This is a genomic window from Rhizobium sp. BK049 (assembly GCF_014193135.1).
Taxonomy (GTDB): domain Bacteria; phylum Pseudomonadota; class Alphaproteobacteria; order Rhizobiales; family Rhizobiaceae; genus Rhizobium.
This window is the reverse complement of the sequence record NZ_JACHYV010000057.1, coordinates 1-6,747: the sequence shown is the minus strand read 5'-3', so window position 1 is coordinate 6,747 and position 6,747 is coordinate 1. Positions and strand designations below refer to the sequence as shown.

The window sequence follows — 6,747 nt, the reverse complement described above, 5'->3', positions numbered from 1 at the left end:
CTATGACTTGTCGACCATCAACCCGGTTCATTCTGTCAGGTATCAGCCCGGGCTGTACCGTGATTTGCCCCTCACCCTAACCCTCTCCCCGTAAAACGGGGCGAGGGGACGCGGCAAACGCAGCGTTGAGGTTGAGGACGGTGCGGCATGTCCCCTTCGCCCCGTATTTTCGGGGGTCCGAAGGACGGGTCGAGGCCCGTGACTCGACCCCGGTCGGTGGCGGCAGCCGGATGAGGGGCCGCGGCGTTCTCCGTGCGTAGGGGGCGGTTTCGCAGGCGGGCGATCAACGGCCGGCGAAACGCTGTCTGGCGGCCTCGGTGACGGGGGTATAGAGGGCGACGCGTGTGCCCTCGGGATCGGCAAACTGCGCGGTCCGATTGCCCCATGGCAGATCCTTGGGCGGGTGCACCACCGTGACCCGGTCCTTGAGCCGCGCGAATTCCGCATCGACATCAGAGACCATGAATTCGAGAATGGCCGTGCGGTTGGCGCCCGGCTCGGCGCTGCCCTCGCTGAACAAGGCCACGGTTTCGGCGCTGCCGATGGCGAGCGCCGCGCCTGGCGTGACGATCTCGGCGAAGACGGGCGCAAGCCATTCGGCGCGGCAGCCCGTCACAAGTTCATAAAAGGCCACCATGCTGTTGATATCAGCGGCGATCAGGCGGGTGGATGCGAATTTCATGATGTTTTTCCCTGGCTGCGCGACAATCTCTTGGCTTGCCTTTGTGACACAGCCGTGCTGACAGCGTGGTGGCAGCAGGAGTCAGCAGACATGCGAAAAGCGGAGCGGCTTTTTCAGATCATCCAGATTCTTCGCCGGTCGAGCCGCCCGGTGACCTCGTCGGCGCTCGCGGAGGAACTGGAGGTCGCCAGGCGGACCGTCTACCGCGACATTGCGCATCTGATTGCCCAGCGTGTGCCGATCGAAGGCGAAGCGGGGTTCGGCTACGTGCTCGATCCGCGATACGACATGCCGCCGCTGATGCTGACGCCCGAGGAGATCGAGGCGGTCGTGCTCGGCGTGCAGATGGTGGCAAGACTGAATGATGCGGCCATCCGCACTGCCGCCAGCGATGTCATGGCCAAGATCACATCGGTCATGCCGCCGGACCTGCTTCCCTATATCGCCGAGCCCGCGGTCGGCATCAGACCGGAGGATATCGGCAGCGATGCGACGATCGACACGCGGCCGCTGAGGTCGGCGATCAGGGAAGGCCGCAAACTTGAACTCGATTATCGCGCGGCGGATGGCTTGGTCAGCAGCCGCATCGTCTGGCCCGTGCTGCTCGGCTATGCCGAGGCGCACAGCCTTCTGATCGCCTGGTGCCAATCGAAACAGGCCTTCCGCCACTTCCGCACCGAACGGATTATCAGGGCCGAGATTCTGGCTGAATCCATCGGCGTGTCCCGGAGCAGCCTGAGACAGCAATGGCAGCAGTGGCGCGATGCCGAAATGCGCAAGCCGGGTGGGCTGCCGTAACTGCCTCCGGCCGACGAGCGACGTCACAGCCTTGTCGGATTCTCGCAAAAGATCGGAACCAACGACGGCATTGCGGCTTCTTGTGACGGTCGGTCTCGGACGACAACTTGAACTCCGGCTGCCAGAGGAAACAACTCAACGCGGAGCAGACTGTCACTGTTCGATGCTACAGCTCTGATGAAAGACAGGAAAAATTGAACACAGCCATGCTCCACGGTGACGATCAATCCAACTCGACAATCGCAACCGACGTTCCGCAGGCGGGTGCGATCTGCTATCGAAGAAACGGAAGCGGGCAGCTTCGCATCCTTCTCGTGGGAAGTCGTCGGCATGGACGATGGGGCGTTCCGAAAGGCAATCTCGACCCCGGCGAGACGACATCGGCAGCAGCGAGGCGGGAATCCTTCGAGGAAGCGGGCGTCGTCGGCGACGTGGAGGCGACAGCCTTCGGTTCATTCAGCTACCACAAAGACAGCTCGCCGCATCACTACCATGTCACCGTTCACCTGCTGCACGTCGTCGAGGCGCAAGCTGATTTCCCGGAGAAGGGCATGCGCAAACAGAAATGGTTCCCTTTAAAAATCGCGATCCGAGATGCGGCGCAGCCCGGCTTGAAGGCTCTGCTTTCCAGGCTTGAAGGCGTGGCCCTTTGAAGCTCGGCTTCACCAAATCGCTGTCGAGATTGTTGAAGACGCGACGGCGAGCCGTACGTCTGCTGGAGAAGACATGGAGTCCGGTTCGCCACAAGCCATCCAGGCAGGAGCGACCGAGGCTCCAGACGACCTCCGCATTTGGCAGCAACCCCGGAAGGCTTGTGATGAAGACCTTCGTGCCAGCCGATCTGCCAGGCAAGCCGGCCCTTGTGGTGGTGCTTCATGGATGCCGGCAGACGCCGGAAAGCCTGGACGCCGCCAGCGGCTTCTCGAGGCTGGCCAGGGAGAGAGGCTTCGTGGTGCTTTACCCGCAGCAGACCCATACCAACAATGCCCAGAAATGCTTCAACTGGTTCCGTCCGAGCGAGGTCGCTCGCGATCGCGGCGAAGTGCTTTCCATCAAGCAGATGATTGACCATGCCCTCAAACGACATCGAGCCGATCGCACGCGCGTTTACATTGTCGGCCTTTCTGCCGGCGGAGCGATGACAGGTTCATTGGTCGCCAACTATCCCGATATGTTTGCAGGCGCCGCTATCGTCGCCGGAATGCCGGTTGGCGCCGTGCGCGATGCAATGTCAGCGCTCCATGCGATGAAGTCCGGCGCGGCACTGCCCGCGGATGGCTGGGGCGCAAGGATTGCCGAAATCTCCCCCCGCCAACGGTCCTGGCCGCCAATCAGCATCTGGCAGGGGACTGCGGATCGCACGGTCAACCCGGCAAATGCGAGGGCTTGCGTCGATCAATGGCTTGAAGCGAACGCTGTCGATCGAAGCAGAGTCCGTGTCGAGAAGAAGCCCTGGGGCGAGTTGTCCTCTTGGGACGTAGCAGGCGCCCGCCCCGTATCGCTCTATTCGATCCATGGCATGGGGCACGGTCTTCCCGTCAAGAGTCGAAAGCCGGCCCCCTCAGGAGCGACAGACCCATTCGTGTTGGCAGCGGAGATCTCGGCTCCGATCGAACTGATGCGTCTGTGGCGTCTGCCGAGGCGGTAAGCATGCCTGGCCACTCCAGGCGATCTCAACACCGGGCGCTGGGTCTTCTTGCAACGAGTGCTATATTCAATTTCGGTCGTTTCACCTGAGACGATCCGGGAAAGGAATTCTTCCATGGGAGACCAGAAGCGCCCGCTGCAACTCGGAAACACCGCGCCCGCGTTCGAACTCGCCACGGCCAATTTCGAAGGAACGGTTTCCTTGGCCGACTTGATCGGTCGCGCGTTCCTGATCGGCTTCTTTCGCGGGCTGCACTGCCCATTCTGCCGGCGCCAGCTCGAACAGCTTGCTGGCATAGAGCCCACTCTACGCGCCGCCGGGGTGAAGACCGTGGCCGTTATCAACACGCCGGTGGAACGCGCTCGCCTGTATGTCCGCCACCGCCCGACGCCCGTGACGCTCTTATGCGATCCCGACTGCCGCACGCATCGCGCCTTTGGTGTGCCGCATGCCGAGTTCCTGCCCGACGGCAGCGGCGATCAGCCCGAATGGCCTTATCGCGCGACGATGGCGCAGTTCCAGGCGGCGCGCATCAACCCTACAGGCGAGTTCCCGGAACCGCTCCAGCCGATGGAAGCCAACACGGTGCTCAACGCCAAGGACCGCTTCGAGCTTGATGAAGCCGATCATGCGATCTTCGCGAAACACGCCACCCAGCTCGTCGGGCACTTCCTGGTCGATCAGAACGGCACCATTGCCTGGGCGCAAATCGAGGCGCTGGATGGACCCAGCAGCCTTTGCATTTTCCCGACTGCAGCGGAGATCATCGCCGCCGTGGGTGAGCTTGGACGCTAGGTTGCAGGGGCGTAGCTGGATGATTGGCGGATCAGGGCGTTCCCTCCCACCTCTGCGCCCTCACCTGTGCCAGTCACAGGAATGTGGGAGGCCTGCTTGGGCGGTCTCGCAGGTCTTCGGCATGCCGTGTGGCGCCCCCCTCTGCCCTGCCGGGCATCTCCCCCACAAGGAGGGAGATCACAAGGGGCAGGACCTTCCGGCCCCTTTATAGTCTCGCCGAGCTGCAAGGCCAGTTGTTTGGGGAAGCCGGCAAGTCCAGCCATCTCCCCACCTGTGGGGGAGATGCCCGGCAGGGCAGAGGGGGGTGCCGCACGGCACACCCTCCCCGTTATTCCTTCTGGACGTTTGACGAAGTAAAAATCAGGGCGTTTAGGTGGCGATCTCTCGGAAGTGTCGAGTTTGCGGCGCCGTAGGGGGTCGCGTCTGCCGCGCCCTCTCCCGGCCCTTCGCTTGGGCTCAGGGCGTTCGCCGCTGCAATCGATTCACTGGATCGATTGCTGCCGCCTCTGGCGGCACCGCGGCTCACCCACCCGCGATCCCCAGAAGTTCGGCGTCGAGCGCCTTCAGATAATCGCCGGCGATTTCGGCGCTGAGGCCGAGGTCGTGCTGGCCGTAGCGGGAGGCGACGCGGATGTCGACGAAGGTGGTTTCGGCCTCTTCGCGCAGCCGGATCATCATATCGAAGCGCAGGCCGAGGATCAGCGTGCGGGTGGTGGCCTGCAGCGTCACGCCGTTGGCGCCGCGGATCAGCTTGGCGACATCGTCGTCATAGGGGCGCGGCGTCGGCACCGGGATGATGCCTGGCGCATCGGTCACGGCCTCGTCGCCGGGGGCGGGCTTGGCCGGTCTGTCCTCGAGATCGCGGTCCGGCTCTGATGTGCCGGTGCTCCTGACGATCGTAAAGCCGCTCTGTTTGGCAACCTTGCGCACCGCTTCCAGCACGCGGTCGAGCGCGCCCTCATAACGCCGGCCGGTGAGTTCGGGATAGGCCTCCATCTGCTTCTCGCGATCTTCAGGCGTCACCACCGGATTGCGCTTCAGCCAGATCTGGTCGGATTTCGGCGGCGATAGCCAGTCCGGTGCCGAGACCGGATCCGTGGAGACATCGTAGATCGCAGGCAGGCTGATGTAGCGCTCGGCGGCCACTGCGCCAATACCAAGCGGAAAGGCGGCATAGATCAGCGCCGCCAGCGCGGCGAGCCCGCCCTCGGCGCCGGTCATCCAGAGGCTGCGCAGGCCGAGCGCGGCCAGCATTGTAGCGAGCAGCGCGCAACCGGCGGCAAAGATCAAAAGCAGCACCAGATAAGGGGTGGCGAGCCCGCCGAAGCGGTGGGCGATCAGCACGGCGAGCGCCAGAACCAGCGAAAATGCCCCGAGCAGCCGCGAAAAGCGGGCGGCGCTGGAAACGGGGCGGTCGTAGCGGATGGCCATCAAACTTACCGGTTGCTCGTCAGCGCCGCGCCATGAAACACGCAAATCGCCATAGACCTGTTTAGAGCATGATGCCGAAAAGTGTGAAGCGGTTTTCGGACGACATCATGCTCTATTTCTTTGATTTAGATCCGGATTCAGATTTCAGGCCGGCCCGGCCTAAAATCATCCGGATCTGGGGCAAGATTCGGCTGAATTGAAACTGTTGTCGCAAGCATATCCGCCGGAATCCACGGCGAAGGCGGAACGGCTATCCGTAAGCCCTTGCTGATATGCCAAAAAAAGGCCATTCTGCCGCGGTTTCATCTCCAGGGTCACGGACAGGAGAGACGGGATGATTTCACCCGAGATAGCAGCAAGGCCGCAGGCGTCTGCGCTTGGCGCGATCGATCACACCGAGCCGTCGCTGCCGATGGAGCTCGTCGAGCTCGAACTGTCGCTCGAAGGTTATGCCGGCGGCGATGCCGGCTTCTGCGAGGCGGTGCGCCAGGCAGCCGGCCGTTCCGGCGGCGAACTGCTGTTCGACCTGCCGGCAGCCGGCCTGATCGAGGATTGCCGGCGCATCGCCGTCTTGCGCATTCCCGATGGCGAGAACATGCGCGTCGTGCTGGCGCTGCTTGACCACAACGGCACCGAGATCCGCATGCAGGCGCCCGACGAGGAGACCGCCCATCTGGTGCGCTTTGCCGATGCCTTCATCGAGGTGCTGGAGCGGATCTGAGCGCGACCGAGATTTCTAGCGCCGTTCGGCCGCGGCTTCCGCCAGGCTGCGGAAGGGAAACTTGCGCCCGCATTCGCATTTGATCATGAAGCTTTCCTGGTGGTTGGAAGCCCGCTGCACGCCGAAGCCGCGCGGCAGGTGATCGACCGTGAAATCCGGATGCTTGCGCTTGGGATCGTCGATCTCCGAGGCCTCGGCAAAACCCGCATTGCCGCATTGCGGGCAGTTCAGTTTCTTCGAGAATCGATCGCGGATGGCCATGCTCGTTTCCAGTGTTTTCCGGCCTCCTCATACAGAGGAATCGCCGGCGGCGAAAGTGGAACCATCTGCCTGGGCTGCCGTTCCTTTTTTCAAAAGGAGGCGATCATGCCGAACAGAGACCCGATACCGACACCGACGACTGACACACCGCGCGGCCCGACGCCGACGCCGGGCGTCCCGGACCGCACCCAGGAAAAACCGCCGCTGACCCCGGCCCAAGACGCGGGCGACACCAAGAACCCGCAAGACCCGCCGCTCGACCCGGCGCTCTTGCCGATCGGGGATCCGGCCGGGGCGGCGTGAAGATGCTGCCGTGTGAACGACCGGGTTGATGATCGACATTTTGGACCGGGATGATACCTGACAGTTTTCATTCTGTCGTGTGTGCTGCTTTAGGCCTCATCGGCCCGG

The 6,747-nt window shown here is 63.1% G+C and carries 9 protein-coding genes; 6 read left to right on the top strand and 3 right to left on the bottom strand.

Features of this window, described 5'->3' with window-relative positions:
* Window positions 1-283 precede the first annotated feature (283 nt).
* Window positions 284-682, bottom strand: a complete 399-nt coding sequence (locus FHT70_RS29840) for a VOC family protein (protein WP_183706729.1) — start codon at window positions 680-682, stop codon at window positions 284-286.
* Between the two features lie 90 nt (window positions 683-772).
* Here FHT70_RS29840 and FHT70_RS29835 point away from each other — a divergent pair, with 90 nt between their 5' ends.
* The 4 genes from FHT70_RS29835 (at window position 773) to FHT70_RS29820 (ending at window position 3,923) form a co-directional block, all read left to right on the top strand.
* Window positions 773-1,480: a YafY family protein gene (locus tag FHT70_RS29835; protein ID WP_183706728.1), complete on the top strand. Its 708-nt coding sequence runs from the start codon at window positions 773-775 to the stop codon at window positions 1,478-1,480.
* Window positions 1,481-1,587: 107 nt separating this feature from the next.
* Window positions 1,588-2,133 carry an NUDIX hydrolase gene (locus FHT70_RS29830; protein ID WP_311044544.1) on the top strand — a complete coding sequence of 182 codons (546 nt, stop codon included), beginning with the start codon at window positions 1,588-1,590 and terminating at the stop codon, window positions 2,131-2,133.
* A complete protein-coding gene (locus tag FHT70_RS29825) occupies window positions 2,130-3,128 on the top strand; it encodes a PHB depolymerase family esterase (protein WP_183706727.1) in 999 nt (332 codons plus the stop codon). Before FHT70_RS29830 ends, FHT70_RS29825 begins: the two co-directional genes overlap by 4 nt.
* 114 nt (window positions 3,129-3,242) lie before the next feature.
* Window positions 3,243-3,923, top strand: coding sequence for a peroxiredoxin-like family protein (locus tag FHT70_RS29820; protein ID WP_183706726.1), 681 nt, complete (start codon window positions 3,243-3,245; stop codon window positions 3,921-3,923).
* Window positions 3,924-4,445: 522 nt separating this feature from the next.
* Here FHT70_RS29820 and FHT70_RS29815 read toward each other — a convergent pair.
* The gene (locus FHT70_RS29815; protein WP_183706725.1) at window positions 4,446-5,354 is read right to left on the bottom strand and encodes a DUF1499 domain-containing protein; all 909 of its coding nucleotides are present in this window, start codon (window positions 5,352-5,354) and stop codon (window positions 4,446-4,448) included.
* Window positions 5,355-5,688: 334 nt separating this feature from the next.
* Between FHT70_RS29815 and FHT70_RS29810 the strand changes: the two genes are divergently transcribed.
* The gene (locus FHT70_RS29810; protein ID WP_085777257.1) at window positions 5,689-6,075 is read left to right on the top strand and encodes a hypothetical protein; all 387 of its coding nucleotides are present in this window, start codon (window positions 5,689-5,691) and stop codon (window positions 6,073-6,075) included.
* 15 nt (window positions 6,076-6,090) lie between these two features.
* On the opposite strand, the gene FHT70_RS29805 is transcribed toward FHT70_RS29810, so the two are convergent.
* Complete coding sequence (locus tag FHT70_RS29805; RefSeq protein WP_097597612.1) at window positions 6,091-6,336, bottom strand: hypothetical protein; 246 nt, start codon at window positions 6,334-6,336, stop codon at window positions 6,091-6,093.
* 105 nt (window positions 6,337-6,441) lie between these two features.
* On the opposite strand from FHT70_RS29805, the gene FHT70_RS29800 reads away from it, so the two are divergent.
* Entirely contained in the window at window positions 6,442-6,639 is a 198-nt protein-coding gene (locus FHT70_RS29800; RefSeq protein ID WP_183706724.1) for a hypothetical protein, read from the top strand.
* The last annotated feature ends 108 nt before the right edge of the window (window positions 6,640-6,747 follow it).